This is a genomic window from Achromobacter sp. ACM02, assembly GCF_014851605.1.
Classification (GTDB): domain Bacteria; phylum Pseudomonadota; class Gammaproteobacteria; order Burkholderiales; family Burkholderiaceae_B; genus Achromobacter; species Achromobacter aegrifaciens.
Window position 1 is genome coordinate 752,972 of record NZ_JACUZY010000002.1, and the last position, 21,280, is coordinate 774,251.

General features: G+C 66.0%; 11 protein-coding genes and 1 pseudogene. 4 read left to right on the forward strand and 8 right to left on the reverse strand.

Annotated elements, in window-relative coordinates; genetic code table 11:
- Positions 1-77: 77 nt before the first annotated feature.
- Positions 78-1,106, reverse strand: a complete 1,029-nt coding sequence (locus IB258_RS08300; protein WP_192352421.1) for a MerR family transcriptional regulator — start codon at positions 1,104-1,106, stop codon at positions 78-80.
- Between the two features lie 176 nt (positions 1,107-1,282).
- On the opposite strand from IB258_RS08300, the gene IB258_RS08305 reads away from it, so the two are divergent.
- Positions 1,283-1,744 carry a GNAT family N-acetyltransferase gene (locus tag IB258_RS08305; RefSeq protein ID WP_192352422.1) on the forward strand — a complete coding sequence of 154 codons (462 nt, stop codon included), beginning with the start codon at positions 1,283-1,285 and terminating at the stop codon, positions 1,742-1,744.
- Positions 1,745-1,759: 15 nt separating this feature from the next.
- Here IB258_RS08305 and IB258_RS08310 read toward each other — a convergent pair whose 3' ends face one another.
- The 4 genes and pseudogenes from IB258_RS08310 to IB258_RS08325 form a co-directional block, all read right to left on the reverse strand.
- Entirely contained in the window at positions 1,760-2,983 is a 1,224-nt protein-coding gene (locus IB258_RS08310; RefSeq protein WP_192328200.1) for an MFS transporter, read from the reverse strand.
- A 58-nt stretch (positions 2,984-3,041) separates the two neighbouring features.
- The gene (locus tag IB258_RS08315) at positions 3,042-4,070 is read right to left on the reverse strand and encodes an alcohol dehydrogenase catalytic domain-containing protein (RefSeq protein WP_192352480.1); all 1,029 of its coding nucleotides are present in this window, start codon (positions 4,068-4,070) and stop codon (positions 3,042-3,044) included.
- A gap of 5 nt (positions 4,071-4,075) precedes the next feature.
- Positions 4,076-5,187, reverse strand: a pseudogene (locus IB258_RS08320) (flavin monoamine oxidase family protein).
- Positions 5,184-5,858 carry a cupin domain-containing protein gene (locus IB258_RS08325; protein WP_192352481.1) on the reverse strand — a complete coding sequence of 225 codons (675 nt, stop codon included), beginning with the start codon at positions 5,856-5,858 and terminating at the stop codon, positions 5,184-5,186. Before IB258_RS08325 ends, IB258_RS08320 begins: the two are co-directional and overlap by 4 nt.
- 150 nt (positions 5,859-6,008) lie before the next feature.
- Here IB258_RS08325 and gcvA point away from each other — a divergent pair, with 150 nt between their 5' ends.
- Positions 6,009-6,926 (forward strand): transcriptional regulator GcvA, encoded by a 918-nt coding sequence (gcvA, locus tag IB258_RS08330; RefSeq protein ID WP_119451398.1) that lies wholly within the window; start codon positions 6,009-6,011, stop codon positions 6,924-6,926.
- Between the two features lie 43 nt (positions 6,927-6,969).
- Here gcvA and IB258_RS08335 read toward each other — a convergent pair whose 3' ends face one another.
- Positions 6,970-7,860 carry a LysR family transcriptional regulator gene (locus tag IB258_RS08335; RefSeq protein ID WP_119451399.1) on the reverse strand — a complete coding sequence of 297 codons (891 nt, stop codon included), beginning with the start codon at positions 7,858-7,860 and terminating at the stop codon, positions 6,970-6,972.
- 130 nt (positions 7,861-7,990) lie between these two features.
- On the opposite strand from IB258_RS08335, the gene IB258_RS08340 reads away from it, so the two are divergent.
- On the forward strand, positions 7,991-8,587 hold the full coding sequence (locus tag IB258_RS08340) for a short chain dehydrogenase (RefSeq protein WP_192352423.1): 597 nt from the start codon (positions 7,991-7,993) through the stop codon (positions 8,585-8,587).
- Between the two features lie 26 nt (positions 8,588-8,613).
- Here IB258_RS08340 and IB258_RS08345 read toward each other — a convergent pair whose 3' ends face one another.
- A complete protein-coding gene (locus tag IB258_RS08345; RefSeq protein WP_192352424.1) occupies positions 8,614-10,155 on the reverse strand; it encodes a DUF1254 domain-containing protein in 1,542 nt (513 codons plus the stop codon).
- A 370-nt stretch (positions 10,156-10,525) separates the two neighbouring features.
- On the opposite strand from IB258_RS08345, the gene IB258_RS08350 reads away from it, so the two are divergent.
- Positions 10,526-13,642: an autotransporter outer membrane beta-barrel domain-containing protein gene (locus IB258_RS08350; protein WP_192352425.1), complete on the forward strand. Its 3,117-nt coding sequence runs from the start codon at positions 10,526-10,528 to the stop codon at positions 13,640-13,642.
- An 80-nt stretch (positions 13,643-13,722) separates the two neighbouring features.
- On the opposite strand, the gene IB258_RS08355 is transcribed toward IB258_RS08350, so the two are convergent.
- Positions 13,723-21,279 (reverse strand): autotransporter-associated beta strand repeat-containing protein, encoded by a 7,557-nt coding sequence (locus tag IB258_RS08355; RefSeq protein WP_192352426.1) that lies wholly within the window; start codon positions 21,277-21,279, stop codon positions 13,723-13,725.
- Position 21,280: the final 1 nt, after the last annotated feature.

Sequence of the window (21,280 nt, forward strand, 5' to 3'; positions counted from 1 at the left end):
AGGGACAGGGCTGGTCAGTCTAGCAAATGGGCAGGCCCGGCGGGGAGCGGGCCTGCCCATGGCCGGGCGGACCCGCGCTAGCGCGCCGCCGCCAGCGCGCCCATTGCCTGCCGCATGAACGACAGGGTGGCGTCATCAGTCCAGGTGCCGGCGGTGAGCTCGGGCTCGGTCATCAGCGCGTGGCGGAATTTCGCCTGGGTGGCGGGGTCGTTGCCGGCATAGCTGCGGAACAGGTCCAGCCAGCGCCGGGCCAACGCCAGGGCCGTGGGCGAGTCCGGCGCCACGCCCGCGTCGAGCGCGTCGCGCACCTCGGCCATCAGTTCGGGCCATTCGCCAATGCGATCGCCGTAATGCTCGCGCATGTAGCGCGCCTCGTCCGGCGTGAGGTACTTCTCGTAGATCCGCAGCTTGCTTTCCGAGAAGGCTTGCAGCACGTAATCGCGCAAGGCCGGAGAGATGCCCATGTGCGCCTGCATCGAGGGCTCGCGTTCGTGCATCCGGTTCAGCTTGACCAGCAGGCGCGGATCGCGACTGGTGTCGCGCAGCAGCAGGGTCATCCAGCGCAAGGCCAGTTCGCGCGGCTGCGCCGCTTCGGGCGCGACGCCGGCATCCATCTGCGCCTGCACCTCCTTGACCAGCGCGAGCCAGTCGGCGTCGCCATTCTGGCTGCTGCGGTACATGGGCAGGCGGGCCAGTTCATCGGGGGAAAAGTATTTGTCGTACATGGTCATGAGTTCCAGAGTGGTGAGCCAATCGGCCAGCTCTGGCTCCTTGCCTTGCGCCAACTGGCCCTGCAGCTGGGCGAGACGCTCGCGCAGCCGGGAGGCTTGCTGGATCTGGCGGTCGAGCATCGCGATCTGCTTCGCGATGATTTCGTCCAGGGGAGTGTCGGGCTGGTCCAGATAAGCGCCGATCTCGGCCAACGGCAATCCGAAGCGGCGCAGCGCCTGGATCTGATGCAGCCGGGCGATGTCGTCGCGGCCATACAGCCGATAGCCGTTGTCGGCGCGCGCCGAAGGCGTGAGCAGCCCGATCGCGTGATAGTGGTGCAGCGTGCGGACAGTCAGCCCGCTTCGCCTGGCCAGTTCTCCTACTTTCAGTTGCACGGCATTCCTCCTGTTGATGGCGCGGAACGAACTCTGGGACCTGACGTTGCGTGAGGGTCAAGCGTTACCGCGGGCGGCAGCTAGTCTGACACGTCGGGCGATGGGATCCAGCGATTTTGAGCGGCGGCCTTGGCCGTTGCTGGAATAATGGGCGTCCCCCGAAGAGGAAACGAACAATGAATATCCGTGAGCTGGATGCTTCCGAGTTGTCGAGTCTGCTGGATTTGTATCGGCATCTGCATCCAGCGGATGATCCCCTGCCGGGCGCGCAAACGGTCGCAGTGGTCTGGCAGGAACTGATGGAAAGCACTCGGCACAGGGTTTTTGGCGCGTATGCCGACGGCAAGCTCGCTTCAAGCTGCACGCTTACCGTCATTCCCAATCTGACGCGTGGTTGTCGGCCCTATGGCGTGATCGAGAACGTGGTGACGGATGCCGCCTACCGGCGTCAGGGCCTTGCCAAGGAGGTGCTCGACGAGGCGCTGGCGTTCGCCTGGGGCGGGAATTGCTACAAGGTCATGTTGATGACCGGTAGAAAGGACGAAGCGACCCTTCGATTCTACGAGTCCGCGGGTTTTGACAGGCATGGCAAGCAGGCATTCATCGCGAGGCCGCCGGTATCCGGCGACCTCGGTTGAGCCGAACGGCCGGGTTCAGGCCTGTTGCCGCGACTTGGCAGACCCGGCCAGCAGCGCGACCGCTGCGATCGCCAGGGGAATGAACGAAACCCACAGCACCGTCGCCCAGTCATAGGCCGCCAGCAGGCCGCCCGATGCGAAGGAGCCGACCGCCATGGTGCCGAAGATGATGAAGTCATTGAGCGACTGCACCCGGGTCTTTTCTTCCGGCCGGTGGCATTCCAGAACCAGGGCCGACGCGCCCACGAATCCGAAGTTCCAGCCCAGGCCCAGCAGGACCAAGGTCACCCAGAAGTGGGCCACGTCGATCCCGGTGAGGCCGATGGCCGCGGACAGGCCGGTGAGCGCCAGGCCCGCCGTGACGATGCGTCCGGCGCCGAAACGCGTGATGAGGCGTCCCGTGAAGAAGCTGGGGCCGTACATGGCGATGACGTGCCATTGCAGGCCGAGGTTGGCGCTTTCCTGGGAATGGCCGCAAAGATGCATGGCCAGCGGCGCGGCGGTCATCAGGAAATTCATCAGCATGTAGGAGACGGCGCCGCAGACCACCGCCGTGACGAAGCGCGGCTGGCGCGCGATCACGCCCAGCGGCCGTCCGCCCGCAACTTCGGCCGCGCTGGGCATGGGCAGGTGCACGCCCAGCAGGACCAGGGCCGAGACCGCTGCCACCGCCGCCTGCATGAGATAGGTCGCCGCGAACATGTGTACGGGCCACAGGTACATCGTGTACGTGACCAACTGCGGGCCGACCACGCCGGCCAGCACGCCGCCGCCCATCACGAAGGACAGGGCGCGGGCGCGCCTGGCGGGAGACACGCCGTCGGCCGCCGCGAAGCGGAACGACAGCACGACGGCGGCGTACGCGCCGCCGAAGAACGTGCCCAGGCAGAACAGCCAGAAAGAACTCAGCACGATGGCGGCGGCGGCCAGCAGGCCCACCAGCACGCCGCAGGCGGTGCCGGCAAGAAATGCCGCGCGGCGGCCATGGCGCCTGGCGATGGCACCAGCAGGAAGGATGCAGGCGGCCATGCCGACCACAAAGATGGAAATGGGCAGGGTCGCCAGCGCCTTGTCCGGCGCCAGCATGTCGCCGACGATGGCGCCGGTGGCGTAGACCACGACGGCGTTGGCGCCTGCCAGCGCCTGGGCGATTGTCAGCCGGGCGATGTTGCCGCGCTGCGCCTGCGGCGTGAGTTCAGCGCCGGGTGCGGCCGATGGCGCCGGGGTTGATGCGGACAAGTGGGTCTCCTCGAGAGTCGTGCTTTTAGTTGATATGGGTGTTGATTTGCCGAGCGCGCTACGGTTCTCGCGCGCCGTCCATGGTCAGGACCACGCGGAACTTCGCATCGCCGGACTTCAGCCGCAGCAAGGCATCAGCTGCGCGCTCCAGGGGTAGAGTCTCGACCATGGGCAGCGCCTCTGCAAGTACGCTGAAATTCAGCGCTTTTTCAGTTTCCCAAGGCGTGCCGGTCATGGACCCGGCAACGGTGCGCTCGCCGCCCACCAGAAAGCCGGGCGGCACCGCCAGCGGGTCGCGGCCCACGCCCAGCAACATCGTGCGGCCTTGCGGAGCCAGTCCGCGCATGGCCCCGGACACGGCCTGCGTGTCGGTGATGGTGGCGATCAGCGCTTGTGCGCCGCCCATGTCGAGGAGCCGTTGCGCGGCGTCTTCCTCGTTGCTGTCGATGTAGACATGGGCGCCCAGGCGCAAGGCGTCAGCGGCGATGTCCAGGCCCCGGCCGATTGCCGCCACTTTCAAGCCCATGCGGCGGGCGTATTGCAACGCCATGTGGCCCAGGCCGCCTATGCCCAGCACGGCAACGAGATCGCCGGCCTGCGCTCCGGATTTCCGGAGCGCGTTGAAGGTGGCGATGCCGGCGCAAAGTATCGGGGCGGCTTGCATGGCGTCGAGCTCGTCGGGTATGGCAACCAGTCCGGTCGCCCGGGCCAGCATCATCTCGGCATAACCGCCATCCCGGGTAACGCCGACTACCGGTTGATTCGCGCACAGATTGAAGAGGCCCTGGCGGCATTGCGTGCAGGCGCCGCAATGACCGCCCAGGCGCCCCACGCCGACGCGTTGGCCGATCTTCCAGCGGGCGTCGACGCCCGCGCCGAGCGCCGAAATGCGGCCGACGGCTTCATGCCCGGGGACGCGCGGCCGTTGCAGCGCCGGATTGTCGATATCGGCCGCGTCGGCGCCACAGACGCCGCAAGCTTCGACGCGCAGCAGTACTTCTCCGGGGCCGGGTTCGGGCGTGGACAATTCAACGAATTCGAGCCGGCCGGGCGCGGTGGTCCGAATGGCGCGATAGGTGGAAGGCAGGCGTGTCATTGGGCGAGGGCTCCAGGCGGGACCGCATTGGGGGAGGGTGCTGCGCAGTTCAGCAGCCACTTCACGCCCGCGTCCGCGGCATCGATGGCGCCAGCCAGATAGCCGGGGAATGCGGCGGACCATTCGCTGGCTATTCCGGCCAAGCGACCCGCCCATACGCCAGTCTCGGCTGCAACGGCGGGTGCTGCCGGGTGTGCGCCGCCATCCCTGCAGTCCGCAGCCGTCGAGGTGTCGGGGTCTTGCGCCCAGTCCTTGTAGAACTCCCGCTCGGGTTTGAGCGCCAGGGGGCCGAACAACCGGGCGAGCTGCGCGCGGCAGAGGGCCATCAACACGTCCTGGCCTGCCGACCGGCGCGCCGCCGCTGGCATGCCTACGAATCCGAACTGGGCAGGACCTTGCGGGGTGCTGGCGTCGTGGACCTCGGCCAGAGGTCCCCGGCTGCTGCGGGCTGCGCCAGACATGTCTTGCTCGCGCCAGAATGCCGAACCGTAGACGGCGAGGTACTTGGCATGGGGAGCCATCCAGGTCGGCGTGCCGCGCCATTGCGTTGCCAGCGCGCTCGGCAGCGGAGGGTCGAAAGCGATACGGGATTGCGCCAGGCGCGGAGGGACGGCCAGCAGCACCTGCGAGGCCTGAAAGACGCTGGCTCGTCCCTCGCCGTCCCGCGCATGCACCTCGATGGCGCGGCCTGTGGCATGCAGCCGGGTCACGGTCCGGCCCAGCTTGATGCATGCCGGATCCAGGCGTGCGAGCAGGGTATCGATCAGGCCGCTCATGCCAGTGGTTAGCCGGAAGGACTCCGGATGGCTGGGGTAGCCGTGCATACGTACCGGCGTTCCTGAACGCTCGACCATCATGAAACCCGCTTCGTGTTGCGGGATGATAGACAAGCCGAACTCGCGGACGATGGCGCCAAGCCTGGGCTGGATCGCTGGCCAGAACCACGTGGGCCCAGATCGTAGGAGCCGGCGCCCAGGATGCGGCCGCCCAGCCTGTCGCGTGCTTCCAGCAGCATATGGCTGCCGGCGCCATGCCGCTGCAGCAGCAGGGAGGCGTACAGGCCCGCGAGTCCCCCTCCGATGATGACGGTGTCCACTGACGTCGTCACGACTGGCTCCCGCCGTTCGGGTCCGGCAGATGGTTGGTCTTCAGATAGATGGTGGCGCCCTCGGCGCCGGCGTCGAGTGCGGCTTGCGCGCCACGGGCAAGCCGCAGCCAGCTGCCTTGCGGATAAGAAGCTTGTCCGTCGGCAATCGATCCGGCCAGAACCAGTATTTCCGCTTGCACGGCTGCTGTCCGCGGCAGCGGTGCATGGGCGGGCAGGCGCCGCAGACAAGTCTGCTCATAGGACGCGGAGTAAAGCGGGCAGATTTCGCCGCCGCGCTCGCGCGTCCAGGCGGCGGGATCGCGCGTGTCGATGCGTACGACGGATTGTTCATCCGCAGGCATCTGCCGCAATTTGACGAGGATGGTGGCGCCGCTCCTGCTGGAAGGGGCATGGGCGGAGCCCGGCGGATTGCGCAGATACCAGCCTGCCGGATAGTCGCCGCTGGCGTCGGAGAAGGTGCCGGACAACACCAGTATTTCTTCGCCGCCGGGATGCGCGTGCGGCGGAAAGCGGCTGTCCGGCGCATAGCGCACGATGCTGGTGGCGCGTGCCTGTTCGCCGCCCACGCGGTCCAGCATCATGCGTTCCACGCCGTGCTGCGGCGACGGCACCCATTGGTATTGCTCCGGCGTCACGATGGCGTTGCGTGAGAAATCGGCGTTGATAAGCATGATGTTGGTAGAAAAGCTATTCCAAGGTGATGTCCGGACCTTGGTTGCCATATGCTGAAATTGGCTGCTGACAGGGCATATTCTTCGCCAATAGGCAGTCGCAGACAAACCAGATAAACTACCTTTAATTGAAAGAAAAACTTTATCGTCATGAAGTCTCTTGCGCATCTCAACGCGCTGCGCGCCTTCGAGGCCAGTGCGCGCCATCAAAGCTTTTCGGCAGCTGCGGCCGAGCTGCACGTGACTCCTGCTGCGGTGGGCCAGCTCGTGCGCGCGCTGGAGCAATGGCTGGGCGCGCCGCTGTTCCATCGCGGCGCCAGCGGCAAGGCGCGGCTGGTCCCCACGGCAGCAGCTGAACGCGCGTTGCCGGAGATACAGGCGGGGCTCGGCAAGCTGGCGCTGGGCCTGGAGCGCTTGAAGGAAGGTTCCTTGAGCGGCATGCTCACTGTGGCCGTGAGTCCGGCTTTCGCCGCCAAGTGGCTGCTGCCTCGGATCGAGCGCTTCCAGCATGCCTGGCCCGATACCGACGTGCGCCTGGACACCAACCTCAAGCCCGTGGATTTCGCGGCCCAGCAGATCGATATCGGCGTGCGCTATGGCGCTGGCGTCTGGCCCGGCCTGGCGGCGGAAAAGCTGATGGACGAAGAGGTCTACCCGGTCTGTTCCCCGGAACTGCTGCGACGGCGCAAGGCGGCGAAGCGTCCGGCCGAGCTGGCGGGCGAGACCTTGATCCATGATCTTTCGATGGACGCGCAGACGGGATTTCCGACCTGGGCCATGTGGCTGGAGAAAGTCGGCGTACAAGGCGTATCCACCGCCCGCGGCATGAAGATCAACAATTCCGCCGCGGTGCTGCAGGCGGCTATCGATGGCCATGGCGTGGCGCTGGCCCGCAGCGTGATGGCGCATGATGATCTGGTTGCCGGCCGCCTGGTGCGCCTGTTTCCGCAGCTGGCGGTTCCCTCCGCGTTGGCCTACTACGTTGTTTATCGGCCCCAGGCGCGCGAGTTGCCCCGATTGGCCGCCTTCCGAGACTGGCTGTTCGACGAGGCCGCTGCCTGTCGGTAGCCGGGTTCGGAGCCCGGCGGACCTTGCGCGACGCCCGCCGCGCTCACCTTGCGGCGCGGGTGAATCTCTGCACCATGAATTCCACGAAGGTCGTGAGCTTGGGCAAGGCCTTGCGGTCCTTGGGATACAGCAGCGTGATCGGCCGGGCCACGGGCCAGGCGGACTCCAGGATCGGGACCAGTCGCCCGGCCCGCACATCTTCGGCCAGCAACAGTTCCGGCTGCAGCACGATGCCGAATCCGGCCAGCGCCGCCTGCCTGAGCGCCTGGCCGTTGTTGGACACGAAGCGGCCGGCGGGGTAGGCCGCGCCGCCATCCTCGGAGTTCAGGCGCCAGCCGGTGCGGCGGTTCCAGTAGGAAAAATCCAGGCATTGATGGCGCGCCAGGTCGCTCGCGGTTTCGGGCGTGCCATGGCGTTGCAGATAGGCCGGCGCCGCGCAGATGATCATCTGATAGCGCCCGATCTTGCGCGCGACCAGGCTGGAATCGGCGGGTTCGCCGATGCGCACCGCCAGGTCGTAGCGCGAGGCCACCACGTCCTCGACGGCGTCGCTCAAGGTCAGGTCCACGCTGACGTCCGGGTACTCGGACAGGTAGTCGGCGATGGCGGGGGCCAGCGCGAACGAGCCGAAGGTCACGGTCGAGGTGATGCGCAGATGGCCTCGCGGCGCGGCGCGCATGGCTTCGGCGCCTTGCTCGGCATCGCGGATGTCCGACAGGATCACCTTGCAGCGCGCGAAATAGGCCTGGCCGGCTTCCGTCAGGCTTTGGCGGCGCGTGGTGCGGTTCATGAGCCTCAGGCCCAGCCGCGCCTCCAGGCCCTTGATGTGCTTGGCCGCCATGGCGGGCGACATCTCGTGGCGAGCCGCCGCCGCGGTGAGGCTGCCCAGTTCGACGACCGCCACAAAGACTTCCATGCTGAGCAGGCGGTCCATGGATTACGCACCCTGAGTGTGAAGTGAACCCACCATTTTAGGATTTTTCCGGGACGCGCCCTTGGCCAGAATGGGCACAAGCGCTGGCGATATCGCGGGCGCACCCCACAACATACGAATCGGAGTTTCCATGAAAATCATCCTGATCGGCGCCACCGGCACCATCGGCCGCGCGGTCGCCCAAGAACTGGGCCAGCGCCACGACGTCATTGCAGTGGGCAAGACGCGCGGCGAGCATCAGGTCGACGTGACCCAGAGCGGCAGCATCCGCGCCTTGTTCGAGCGCGTGGGCAAGGTGGATGCCATCGTCTCCACCACGGGCAGCTTGCATTTCGGCCCTCTGGCCGAAATGACGGCGGAGCAGTTCAAGATCGGTCTGCACGACAAGCTGCTGGGGCAGGTGGATCTGGCGCTGATCGGCCAGCATTACGTCAACGAAGGCGGTTCCATCACGCTCACCAGCGGCATCCTGACCGATGAACCGATCCGCTACGGCGCCAACGCGTCGGCGGTGAACTCGGCCATCGATGGCTTCGTGCGCGGCGCGGCGGTGGAGCTGCGCGGCGTGCGCATCAACTCGGTCAGCCCCACGGTCCTGACGGAATCGCTGGATGCCTATGGTCCGTACTTCCAGGGCTTTGAATCCGCACCGGCCAGCCGGGTTGCGTTGGCGTATAGCCGCAGCGTGGAAGGGGCGCAGACGGGGCGGGTGTTCCGGGTGTGGTGATGCCGGCCTGCGCCTGCGACCGTGTGCTACTTCAGCGGCTCGATATCGCTGGGCTTCCAGCTCTGGTCGAAGAACTCCTGCTTCGGGCCGTACAGGCGCAGGATGACGAAGAAGCCCGAGCCGGGCACGGTCCTTAGCCAGTTCTTGCCGTGTCCGGCCGGTTCGGCCGGCCCGAAGTAGATGTCGGTCGAGCCGTCCGGGTTGGAAACCGGTTTGTCCATGGTGTTGATGGACGGGAAGGGCTGCCCGTTGGCCAGGCCCGCCGCGGTTTCGGGCCGGTAGACGGTCACGGACCAGAAGATGCCGGCTGGGATGTCCTTGGGCAGGTGCAGCTTGTAGGCCTTGCCGCCCGACAGGGGATCGCCATTGGCATCCTCGAAGGCGACCGGATACTTGGCGCCCATGCCTGCCATGCTGACGGCCATGGCGGGGCTGGCCGAGTAAGCAAGCGCGAAGAAGCCAGTACGCGCATCCAGGTACTTGAACGAAGGTCCCGTGAACTCCGTGTTGGCCGGGAAGGGGTTGATCCATTTTCGGTCGGCGTACCAGCGCGTGTTCGGCACGGTCTGCGGCGGGTCGTAGGATACGGCGCGGCCTATCCTGAAGGCGGTCTTGGCAGCCTTGTCCAGGATCTCGCGGGTGTGGGCGTCCGGCTTGAACGGCTGTCCCTTGATGATGCCGATGCTGGCCAGCATGCCGCGCATGTCCGCATCGGCGGGATCGTAATACTCGCTGTCGATGAAGCGGGACAGCATGTCGAATGCCGAGCCGTCGTTGGGATACAGCATGTTCGGCGCGGCCTGGGAGCCGTCGGGGAACTGCATCGGCTTGGCCGCGGCCTGCTGGCCCAGCGGATAGATCCTGGTGCGGCTGATCAGCTCCACCGGTTCCGCTAGGTTGGCGGAATCCTTGAAGAACGCGCGCCAGAATACGAAGACGTTGTAGGTGCGCGATTGATAGACGATGTAGCCCTTGGGAATCTTGCCTTGGTAGTCGGGCGGGATGACCAGGTACTTGCCGCCCTTGCCCTTGTCGGGGCCGGGCAGGCCGACGTCGCCGCACCAGACGTTCTTGGAATAGGGCGCGGGATACCAGGTTTTTTCGCTGACCGGAGCGGGATTGCAGATGGGGCGCTGGAAAAAATCGTCGAGTATGCCCTGCAGGCCGGGAGGAACTTCGAGGACCATGGGGCCGTCCTGCTTGAGATCCAGATAGCCCATGGCATAGATCACGTCGGAGTTGGGCGTCGTGACCAGGGTGTTGGCGTTGAGCCGTTCCTTCCAGACCGGCAGGATGTTGTAGCCCTTGCCGAACTGCCGCTCGGAGCCTTCCTTCATCGCGTAGATGTTCAGCGCCGGCAGGGCCCACAGATAGCTTTGGACCGCGCGTTGGAACAGCAGCTCGTCCTTGAGCGCCGCGGAATCGGCCTTGGAAAGATAGCCTTCCTGCAGCGGAATCCGGGAGAGCTGATCGTAGCGGGACGACTGCGCTGGGGGCGGCGCGCTGGTGCCGCAGCCTCCAAGCAGTGCAGCCGCGGCCAATGCCGAACAGATTGCCTTGAGCGCCATGGTGGTTCCTTAACAATGATTGATAAGCAACGAAACGCGCGTACTGCAACTGCACTTCAAGAAAATCGCGGCCCAGGATATCACGGCGAAATGAGCGCGCGCGGGCGTGGCGTCCCAGCCGCTTGCGTTGGGGGCGACAAGAGGAAGGGCATGCCGCGACCGTTGCCAAAATGGCACATTTGGCCGCGATCCAATCCAAACAAAGTGATTATTCGTATTTTTGATGCCAATATTTACACTCATTGCGCGCCCGGATTAGGGCGTTTGGCGTAGGTAACTGAAGTCTATCGTCGTTACCCCCGGGTAGTTCGGGGTCTGGTTTGAGCGCGTCCCGGCCCGTCGCCCGGACGTTTTCACGGAGACGAGTCAGATGGCACACCGCGCGAGTCCCTCCAAGCCCCTGTTCGCCCGCTCCATGGGCGTGGCCATGTCGCTGGCAGCCACCACGGCGTGGGGCGCAAACTACGCTCCGTTCATTGTTCCTGCTGGCACCACGTTCACTTTGAACGGCGGCGACAGCGTGACGGGCACGGGATCAGGGTCGGCCATCCGCGTAGGCAATGCCACGCTGAACTTTGGCCCAGGCAATATCGCCATCGGTAATGTCGACCTGGGCGTATTCGCGACCAACGGTGCGGCAACCAACGTCAATTTCCAGACGGGCACCAACGTCACCATCACGACGGTGACGACGACTGGCCTGGGGCTGCAATCGACCTCGAGTTCGCAGGCGACGTTTTTGCTGGCGCCGAACTCCACGGTGACGCTGCGCGGCTACCAGGGTGTGAATCTGGGCCATACGCCGTCGGGCACCGTCAGCCGGTTGCAGATCGGCAATGGCGCGACGCTCAGGATCGAGACCGCGCCCGCCGGCGGCAATCCCTGGCCCAAGGGGGTCATGGCGAGCAACAACACGGCCATTACGCTGGACTCGGGCGGCGTGATGGATGTGCAGACGACGGGCGGAACCTACGGGCGCGGCGTCGAATTGGGCTACAGCATGACCTATCCGGACGCGGTGGGGCTCAGATTCTCATCAGCGGCGGGCTCGACGCTGCGTGTCCGCACGACGGGTCAGACCGCGGACGGCTTCTATATGCTGGACGCGGGCGAGGCCGAGTTGCAGGGCACGACGGACATCCACACGACGGGCAATGACAGCAGCGGCGTCTTCCTGCGCCGTTATTCCAGCTCTAAAAATCAGCTGCTTCTGGCGCCGCAGAGTGGCTCCACCGCGAGCGTTCTCACCGAGGGCGCCGATGCCTACGGCGTCATAGGCATGGACGGTTCTCGCGCGACGCTGTCCGACCTGCGGGTCGAAACCCGCGGCACGGACGCGGTAGGCCTGTATGCTTATACCGGCAATGGCAAACCGGTCACCGAGTTCCAGGCGACACGCAACACCGTCGTCACCAGCGGGCAGGGTGGGTACGGGATCCTGGCGCAGGGCGCGGGCAGCAGCGTTGTGTTCGACGCGGGCTCCGTGCAGACGTCCGGCGTCCAAGCCCATGGCGTGGTTGTCGCCGGCACTTCCACCTTTGCGGCCACGGGCAGCGCCATCGGCGTCAGCGGCGCGCAGTCCGTCGGCCTGCTGCTGACCAGCGACACGGGTACGCAAAGCGCGGCCATCAACGGCGGCAGCATCACAAGTGCGACCGGGACGGCCATCGGCATTGACGGCGGCACGGCGGACGTCGAGCTGAATGGCACGACCGTCCAGGGCGCGACCAACTGGCTGCAGGTCGCCAGTTCCGGCAGCCTCTTGAGCAGCAGGGCGCGCACGTTGCACGGCATAGACCCGAGCCTGGCGCCGGAAACCGGCAATCCGCCGGGGATCAACATCGCCGCTGTGCAGGCGGGCTCTCCCGCCACGGCCAACGTGTCGGCGCGCAACGCGACCTTGACCGGAGCGGCAATCACCGAGGCCGGCAGCACCTCCAACGTGACGCTGGTGGATTCGACCTGGACGCTGACCGGGAACTCGACCATCACCAACCTGGTCAACGATCCCAGCCTGATCGACTTCACGCCGCCGCAGGCGGGCGCGTACAAGACGCTGACGGTGCGTAACTACAGCGGCGACGGCACCATCGCGCTGAACACCTTTCTGGGCGACGACAGCTCGCCCTCGGACAAGCTGGTCATCAATGGCGGCAGCGCCAGCGGCGCTTCGCAATTGCGCATCAAGAACACGGGCGGGCCGGGCGCCTTGACGACGGCCAGCGGGATACAGGTGGTCGAGGTCGTCAATGGCGGTATCTCCGGAGTGGGCGCATTTGCGCTTTCGGGCCGGGTGGTGGCCGGTCCCTACGAGTATCGGCTGTACCAAGGTTCGGCAAGCGCGCCGGCCGATCAGAGCTGGTATCTGCGATCCGAGAAGGAGCCGGATCCGCCGCCTCCTCCTCCGCCGCCACCTCCGCCTCCTCCGCCTCCTCCGCCTCCTCCGCCTCCTCCGCCGCCGCCTCCCGAGCCTCCGGTGCCGCCTGTCCCACCGGCGCCGCCAACGCCGCCCACTCCCGATCCGGAGCCGCTGTACCGTCCTGAAGTCGCCGCCTATCTCGCGAATCAGCGACTGGTTGGGCAGATGTTCGTGCAGAGCATGCACGACCGCCTGGGCGAGCCGCAATTCATCGAGGGCCAGCAGTTTCAAACCGAGGACAGCAAGCGCCGGGCGCTCTGGCTGCGCGCCGTGGGCAGGTGGGAGGGCTCGCATAGCCGCGACGGCAACTTCGACGTCAGCACCGACATGTTCTTGCTGCAAGGCGGCGGCGACGTGGCGCAATGGAAGCTGTTCTCGGAGACCGACCGGCTGCACCTGGGGTTGATGCTGGGCTATGGCAGCGCCGACAGCACGGCCCGGGCCGAGGGCAACCCCTACAAGGCCAAGGGCAGGGTGCAAGGCTATAGCGCCGGCGTGTATGGCACCTGGTTCCAGAACGACGAGAGTAAGCTCGGCGCCTATGTGGATACCTGGTTCCAGTACGGTTGGTACAACAACCGGGTGACGGGCGAGGAGTTGCCGCGCGTGGACTACGATTCCCGCGCATGGGCCGTGTCGGCCGAGACCGGCTACGCCTTCAAGCTGCGCGGCGACTGGATACTGGAACCCCAGGCCCAGATCATCTACGTCAGCTCGGACACGGACAGCCTGACGGAATCCAACGGCACCCGCGTGGGCAGCGCGGATTCCCACGGCACCATCACGCGCTTGGGCGTGCGCACGCACACCACCTTCGACCTGGGCAATGGCCGCAAGGCGCAGCCGTTCGCGACGCTGAACTGGTGGCACAGCAGCACTGGCAGCTCCGTGTCGTTCAATCAATTGCCGGTGGGCGACCTCTATCCGAAAGACCGCTATGAGTTGAAGCTCGGCGTGCATGCCGACTTCAACAAGGGCTGGACGGGCTGGACCAATGTCGCCGGGTCATGGGGAGCGCAGGACTACCACCAGTACGCGGCAAGGATAGGCGTGAAGTACACCTGGTAGATGTGAAAAGCCCGCGGCGGCTAGACCGCTGCGGGCTTTGGTCATGCCAGAGGCCGGTTGCCCGACCCAGGTCATAAGGCTTACCAGAGCACCTTCAACCCGACAGAGCCCTGTGCGCCGGTCTTGACGCGGCTGTCGCCGCTGTTGGCCCACAGCTTGCCAATGTCGCCGTAGAGGCTGGTGTTCTTGGTCAGCTGCAGCATGGCGCCCACCGCGAACTCGGTCGACGTGTAGCCGCCCTTGGCGCGGATGTCGGTGGTGCCGGCCGGGGCGCTGAAGCTTGCCACGTCGGTGGTATTGCTGGCCTTGTACAGATTGACGCGGGCGAAGGGCTGCAGCACGGTGCCGCCGATGCTGTAGCTGCCCTTGACGCGGGCGCCCAGACGCAGGGTCCAGTCATCGTCCGCATCGTTCTTCACCTTGGCCAGGCTCAGCGTGGTGTCGTCCAGATTGAGCTTGCGGTAGATGATTTGCGCCTGCGGCTCCAACTGCCAGCTGCTGCCCAGGTCGAAGGGCTTGCCCACTTCCAGCGAGGCCAGCCAGCCGTGGCCCTTGGTGGTGGCGCCGGCGCCGGTGTCGGCCGTGCGCAGGCTGCTGCGGTAGTCGGCGCCCTGGATCACGGCGTCGGCGTACAGGCCGGAGTCGTGCTGCCAGGTGCCATACAGGCCCACGTAGCGACCACGCAGGTTGTTGTAGCCCGCGTACTTGCGCTCCATGCCGCTGGAGAAGCCGCGCACGCCCATGTCACCGTCCAGCTGGCCCACGTACAGGCCGGCCTTGAGGTTGCGGTCGGCGTACACGTCCACGCCGGCCTGGAAGCCGGTCAGGTGGCCGCTGCTCTCGGGGTTGACCGTGCCTTGCTGCGTGATGGTCGGAGCCGTGCGCAGCACACGGGCCCAGGCGCGGTGGTTCGGGTCCTGGTCGATGGCGCCTTGAGCGACGTCGTCGCCCATGCGCTTGCGCATGTCGCCGAGCATTGCCATATCCGCCTGGCGCAGTTGCGCGGGCAGCGAGGACAGCAGCGGCACTTCTTCACGGTAGGCGGGAGCGGGGGTGACAGGATCGGTGCCTGGGCCCGGGTTGACCTGCGTGTTGGTCGAGTGCAGCGCGGCGCCCTGTGCCGTCTGGGTCAGACGGTACTCGTAGGCGCCGGCATCGACATGGCCGCCCGCCAGCGTGAAGCTGCCGGGTTGCAGGCTGGCGCCGTTCTCGGTGGAGATGACCTGGATGCCCTGGCTGCCCGTCTGTGCGCCCAGGCCGCCGGCATTGGCGATCTGCACGCTGGTGCTGCCGCTGGCGATGGCGCTGGGGCCGCTCAACAACAGCTTGTCGGTGGCGCTGCCATCCGCGCCCAGCACGGTGGAAACGCCCAGCTTGCCGTTGTTGCCGACGTAGGGGCCGGTGACCTTGAGCACGGTGCCCGGCGTGCTGCCGCCGAGATTGACCGCGCCGCTGTTGTTCAGGCTGGCCACGGTCTGGCTGTAGCCCGCCAGGTCCAGCACGGCGCCGCTGGCCACGGTGTGGGCCGAGGCGCTGCTGAATGTATTGGTGGCGCCGGCCTTGAGCGTGCCCTGAGCGACATCGGTCGCGCCGGTGTAGCTGTTGCCTGCGCTGGTCAGGGTCAGGACGCCGCTACCTTGCTTGGTAAGGAAGCCGCCGCCCGTGATGGCACCGGCCCAGGTCGCCGTGTTGGCGCCGGTGTCGATGACCGGGTCGTTGGTGCCCGTCATGTGCAGGTTGTTGACGATGGTCAGGCCGTTGGCAATCAGGTTGATGACAGTGCCGTCGTCCATGGACAGCATGCCAGTGCCCAGGCCCAGGGAATGGCCCAGGCCGATGCTGCCCTGCTTGAGCTGCACACCGCCCGAGAAGGCGCTGCCGCCGGTCAGCGTCAGCGCGCCGGCGCCGGTCTTGACCAGGCCGCCGCTGCCCACGACGATGCCCGAGTAGTAGGACGCACTGCCAGCCGCGGAATTGACGGTCAGGGTTCCCGCGCCCAGCGCCACGGTGCCGGCGCCGGTCAGGCTGCTGGCTTGGAGCACGTTGCCATTGAGGTCCAGCGTGGCGCCCGACAGCACCTGATAGCCGGTGCCTTGGACCAGCGCCGTGGTGGAACCCGCGCGCAGCGTGCCGTCCGCGACCAGCGTGCCGCCGGTATAGCTGTTGGCGCCGGTCAGGGTCTGCGTGCCCGAGCCCTGCTTGACCAGGGTACCCGTGCCGATGACCGAGCCGCTGAAGATGCCGTCGGCCGAACCGCCCGCCAGCAGGGTGTTGGTTCCCATCTTGATGTTGCCGGCGCCCGCCAGGGTGCCGAACACCTGGGCGCCTTGGCCTGCCGACAGGTCGAAGGTCGCGCCGCTGGCGACGGTCACGATGCCGGTGGCGGCGAGGCTGCTGCCCGCGCCCAACGCTACCGTGCCGCTGTTGACGTAGGTGCCGCCGGTGTAGCTGTTGGTGCCGTTGAGCGTCAGCGTGCTGGCGCCGTTCTTGGTCAGGCTGCCCGTGCCCGAGATGTTGCCGTCGAGCGTCAGGTCGTGGCTGCCTTGCACGGCAAGGCCGGCGTTCAGGGCGATGTTGTTCGCCAGCGCCAGCGCCTGAGTGTTGTCCAGCGTGGCCGCGCCGCCTACCGTCAGCGTGCCGGAACCGAGCGCGGCGACGTTGCCGACGATCAGGCCGCCCGCATTCAGGAGGGTGCCGCCGACGTAGCTGTTGACGCCGCTGAGGGTCAGGTTGGCCGCGCCGTTCTTGATCAGGCCGCCGGCGCCGCCGACGGTGCCGTTCAGGTCCATGGCATTGGAACCGGCGATCGTCAGAGCGCCGTTCAGCGCGATCTTGTTGCGCACGGTGACTGCCGTGTTGCTGTCCAGCGTGGTGCCGTTGGCAGCGGTCAGCAGGCCGTTGCCCAGGGCCTTGTCGTTGCCCAGCACCAGCGTGCCGCCGTTGAGCGCCGTGCCGCCCGTGTAGCCGTTGGCGCCGTTGAGCACCAAGGTTCCCGAATCGTACTTGCCTAGTGTGCTGCTGCCGTTCAGGCGCGCATCGATCGTCGCCGTCACGCCCGGGTCTACGCGGATCGAGGCATTGCCCTGGTCACCATCGACCAAGTCCAATCCGCTAAGCCGGTCGAGGGGCGCAATTTGATAGCCATCGGTCAGGAACTGCATGCCGGTGATGTTCGCCTTGCCGAGGACTTGCACCACTCCTGCGGTTCCCTGGAACACTGCGAAACCGCCAGCCCAGGTACGATTATCGGTGCCGTCGACATTGGTCCAGTTCTTGGCGCCTAGCCCCCAGACACCGGTGCCCCCATCGATGGAACCGTTGCCGAATTGGTTCGCGCCATCCCAAAACTGCACGGTGATGTTCGGTGCAGTAACCAGCAGGTTGACTTGATTGCTTACGGCAGTCTGCAGCTGCAAGTCTGAGGGCTGCACGCTGCCGGGAACGTTGCCGAAGCGCATGCCGGTGTCGTTCAGGCTGCCGCCATAGTTCATGAGGCGGTACACGCCGGTGCCGAAGCCGCCGGCGTCGCTGATATTGAGCGTGCCGCCCAGGGTCAGGTTGCCGGTCACGTCCACCAAGGCGGTGCCGCCGCCGAGGGCGGGGGCGCCGAGGCTGGCGTTGACGATCGAGTTGGTGCCCAGTTGCAGGCCGCCAACCGACAGGGTGTAGCCGTCCGTCAATTTCAGGGCGGCGTCACCCATGACCGTCACGTTGCCGGCGATGCTGCCGGTTCCACCCAGGGCAGCGCCGCTGTACACCATCACATTCGTGCTGGCGAGCGAGCCGTCTACCCACAGGCTGCCGGCGCTGACCGAGGTCTGGCCGGTAAGCGTGTTGTTGCCGGAAAGAACCAGCGATCCCGTGCCGCTTTTGGTCAACAAGCCCCTGCCGTTGAGCTGGCCGCCGAAGTTGCTATTGGCCCCATTGGCCCCGATGGTCAGGTTGTTCCCGTTCGAGACCGTCACGGTGCCATTGCCGTTCAGGCTGGCCAGACGAGCCAGATTGGTGATGAACAGATTGGCGCCGGCTGCCACGTTCGCGGTGGCATTCTGGCCCAGCGCGTTGTTGCCCGCGGTGGTCAAGCTGCCGCCCTGCAGATCGATCATGCCGCTGAAGGTGTTGGCGCTGCCGGTAAGCGAGAGGTCGTTCGCACCGGTCTTGCGCAGCGTGCCGTTGCCGTTGAGCTGTCCATCCAGGATCAGGCTGTTGTTGCCCGCCACCGTGAGCGCGCCGTCGACATTGACGGTATTGCCCAGGCGCATCGGGCCCGCCGTATCCAGTTGCGTGTTGCCCGTGACGGTCAGCATGCCGGTGCCCAGCGCCGCGGCATTGCCCAGGCTCAAGTCGCCGGCATTGACCGTGGTGCCCCCGCTATGGCGGTTTTCGCCATTGAGGGTGAGTCGGCCGGCGCCGTTCTTGACCAGCTCGGTGGAACCATTGATCACCCCGTTCAGGGTGAAATCATTGCTGCCGTCCAGCGCCAGGGAGGCGCTCAGTTGCACGTTGTTGGCCAGGGTCACCGCGCGGCTGGCTTCCAGGGTTCCCGCGTTGCGCACGGTCAGCGTGCCCTCGCCGAGCGCTGCGTCGTGGCCCACGGCCAGGTTGCCGCCCGTCAGGTTGACGCCGCCCTGGAAAGAGTTGGCGCCGTTCAAGGTCAGCTTGCCCGTGCCGCGCTTGGTCAGGCCACCGAGGCCGTTGACCAGGCCGCCCAACGTGAGGTCCTGGTTGCCGACGAGGTTCAGGTCGCCAGCCAGGTTGATGGTGTTGCTCAGGCTCAATGCCACGCTGTTGTCCAGCTGCATGCCGGAGGCGGCGGTCAGGGTGCTGTTGCCCAGCGGATTGCTGGAGGCCAGCACCAGCTTGCCGCCGTTCAGCGCCATCGTGCCGCCGAAGGAGTTGTTGCCGCCCAGGGTCACGGTGCCGCTGCCGTTCTTGTTCAGGCCGCCGCTGTTGCCGGCGATGTCGCCGTTCAGGGTCAAGTCATTGCTGCCACCCAGGTTCAACTGGCCTTGGGCGAAGATCTGGTTGGTCAGCGTGAGCGCCTGGTTGTTGTCCAGCGTGGTGTCGCCGTACGCGGACAGCGGCCCCTGCCCCAACGCGGCATCGTTGCCGAGTACCAGGGTGCCGCCCTCCAGCAGGGTGGCGGCGTGGCTGTTGGCGCCGTTCAGCACCAGCGTGCCGAGGTCCAGCTTGCGCAGGGTGTTCAGCCCGCTAATAGGAACATTGATGGTCGCGGTAACGTTGGGATCAACCCTTACGGCGAACTGGCCCCTGGTTCCGTTGTTGGCCCGCAGCTCCGCGTTGTTGCCAGCGACGAGGTGGTAGCCATCGATCATGAACTGCATGCCGCCGATTTCGTGCGTGCCTTCCACCGTGACAGTGCCGGGGTCGCCCATGAACACAGCGAACTTGTTGAGCCAGCTTTGGTTAATCGTGCCGTCGGCACTGGTCCAATTGCTGTTGGCGGCATTCCACGTGCCGTTGCCACCGTCGATCGAGCCGTCAGCGACCAAGCGCGAGCCGTCCCAGGCCTGCACCGGCAAATTCGATTGGACGAAAAGGTTGACCTGATTGGCGGTGGCAGTCTGTACGGTCATTCCGCCGATACCGCCCACTCTGCTCGTGTCGACGTCGATGCCGTTGTTGGTAAGACCGCCACCGTAATTGAACAAGCGATACACACCGTCGCCGAGGTTGCCAGCATCGGAAATATTCAACTTTCCGGCCAGCGTCAGGTTGCCCATGACATTGAAGAGCGGGGTGTTTCCGGTAGACGAGGAACCCAGCGCCACATCGACGTTTGAGTTCTGGGCCAGGATCAGTGCGCTGGCGGTCAGCGTACTGCCACTGGTTCCGGCCAGATGGCCAAAGCTGTCGATGTTCAGCTGGCTATTGATGAAGCCGCCGCCGCTCACGGTGCCTCCGGTCCGGACGATGACAGCGGGGCTGCTCAGGGTGCCGCTGACCTTCAGGGTGCCGGCCGTGACGGTGACGTTGTTGTTCAGGGCGCTTGTGCCCGTGAGTTCCAGCGTGCCTGCGCCCGTCTTTTCCAGCGAACCCAGGCCGCTCAGCATGCCGGCATATGCGCTGCTGGCGTTGGTGCCGCCCACCTGCAACACGGTGGACCAGCTGATGTCGGTAGTGCCGCTGCCGCTCAGGGCGCCAATCCGGACGACGGGATCATTGAGGCTCAGCGTGGTGCCCGCGGCCAGCTTCACGCTGGCAGGAGCGCCCAGGCCATTACCGCCGGCTGTCGTGACGTAACCTTGATGGATTTCGAGGTCGCCGGCAAATGATGGGTTGTTGCCAAACAGGAACAATTCGGCCGCGCCAGTCTTGATCAGCTTGCCGCTGCCGCTCAGCTGGCCCGCCAAGGTCAGCTGCTCCTGGAGCTCCATGGTCAGGTTGCCGTTGACGCGGACGGCGTTCTGCAGGCTCGTGGGCTGGGTGTTCTTCAGCGTGGCCGTGCCATTGGCGACCAGCGCGCCGCTCCCGAGGGCTTCATTGTTGTTGAACGCCAAGGTACCGCCACTGAGGGCGATGCCGCCAGTGTGGGCGGTATTGATGGCGTTGAGGCTGAGCGTACCGTTGCCAGTCTTGACCAATTGGCCGGCGCCCGAAATCTGGGAATTCAAGGTCAGGTCATTGTCGCCGGCAACCGTCAGATTCGCATTGAGGGCGATGGCGTTGCCTAGCGTTACCGTGTTGCTTGCCGTCAGGGTGGAAGCGCCGCCCACGGTCAAGTTGCCGAGACCCAAAGCCTGATCGTTGCCCACCGTCAGCGTGCCGGCGTTCAGCGTGGTACCCGACAGATAGGTGTTGGCCCCGTTCAAGGTCAGGTTGGCGGCGCCGTTCTTGATCAGCGAGCCTGGGCCGTAAACGACGCCGTTCAGCGTCAGGTCGGCGCTTCCGCCTATCTCCACGCTGCCAAACAGATTCACGTTGTTGTCGAGGGCCACCTTGTTATTGGCGTCGAGCACCGTGTTGTTGAGCGCCGTCAGGGCGCCGCTGCCCAGCGCGGTATTGCTGCCGACCTCCAGACGGCCGGCCTCGATTATCGTGCCGCCGGCATAGGTGCTGTTGCCGTTGAGTACCAGCGTGCCGCTGTCTTGCTTGTGCAGGGTGCCGCTGCCGCCTATGGCGACGCCCAAGGTTGCGGTCACGTTGGGATTGACCCGAATCACGGCAACGCCGCTGGCATTCAGCTGACCATTGGCTCCGCCCACCAGCTTGTAGCCGTCGCTCTTGAACTCCAGGCCCGTGATGCTGTGCTGGCCGCCAACCGCCACCGTGCCGGCGGTGCCCGAGAACACCGCGTTGCTGTCGTTCCAGGATTGATTCGACGAACCGTCGGCGGACGTCCAGTTGGTGTTGGTGTAGTCCCAGATGCCGGCGGCGCCATCCACCGAGCCGTTCGCCACGGAGTGGCCGCCGTCCCAATACAGTTGCGGGTTGACGGGAACCGCATGCGCGCCCGTGGCAACCAGCGCAATGCCCAGCGCGCCCGCCAACTGCGCGCCGTTGCGGCGCAGGCGCCGGGCAGGGCTGCTGCTCTTGGCCGGCCCGCGGGCGATTTCACTGACGGCTTGCCATACGCCAGCGGCGGCGTTGAAGACTACTCGATAGACGTGATTCATT

Bases quoted from the DNA above. Each gene is read 5' to 3' on its own strand.
- IB258_RS08305 (WP_192352422.1), top strand. From the start codon at position 1,283: ATGAATATCCGTGAGCTGGATGCTTCCGAGTTGTCGAGTCTGCTGGAT.
- IB258_RS08325 (WP_192352481.1), bottom strand. From the start codon at position 5,858: ATGCTTATCAACGCCGATTTCTCACGCAACGCCATCGTGACGCCGGAG.
- gcvA (WP_119451398.1), top strand. From the start codon at position 6,009: ATGAAGTCTCTTGCGCATCTCAACGCGCTGCGCGCCTTCGAGGCCAGT.
- IB258_RS08335 (WP_119451399.1), bottom strand. From the start codon at position 7,860: ATGGACCGCCTGCTCAGCATGGAAGTCTTTGTGGCGGTCGTCGAACTG.
- IB258_RS08340 (WP_192352423.1), top strand. From the start codon at position 7,991: ATGAAAATCATCCTGATCGGCGCCACCGGCACCATCGGCCGCGCGGTC.
- IB258_RS08345 (WP_192352424.1), bottom strand. From the start codon at position 10,155: ATGGCGCTCAAGGCAATCTGTTCGGCATTGGCCGCGGCTGCACTGCTT.
- IB258_RS08350 (WP_192352425.1), top strand. From the start codon at position 10,526: ATGGCACACCGCGCGAGTCCCTCCAAGCCCCTGTTCGCCCGCTCCATG.
- IB258_RS08355 (WP_192352426.1), bottom strand. From the start codon at position 21,279: ATGAATCACGTCTATCGAGTAGTCTTCAACGCCGCCGCTGGCGTATGG.